The sequence below is a fragment of the Brachybacterium sp. JB7 genome, assembly GCF_003335205.1.
GTDB lineage: Bacteria > Actinomycetota > Actinomycetes > Actinomycetales > Dermabacteraceae > Brachybacterium > Brachybacterium alimentarium.
Window position 1 is genome coordinate 1 of record NZ_QPGN01000066.1, and the last position, 253, is coordinate 253.

At 44.3% G+C, this 253-nt stretch carries 1 protein-coding gene; it reads right to left on the reverse strand.

From position 1 onward, the window contains the following. The coding region (locus CIK81_RS18915; RefSeq protein ID WP_199586435.1) for a nitrate reductase cytochrome c-type subunit at positions 1–253 on the reverse strand (253 nt) is incomplete at both ends.

A 253-nucleotide genomic window follows, 5' to 3' on the forward strand; every position in this document is an offset into this window, starting at 1 on the left:
CACATAGTGGGTGACACTTATCTTTGTTGCGCCCATTTCTTTGGCATTTTTCCAACTATGACAAGAAAGACACTTATTGGCGTTTAAAGAGACTTCGTAGTTACGGATCGTATGTGGAATCAATGGTGGTTGATTCACATAGTTACTGTCTAACTGGTGATCTTTAGGGAAGCGCTTAAAATCGTCTGCTGGGCGTGTCGATTCTATTTCGCTTGCACCACGTAACGACTGAACGCCACCAATACCACCAGGG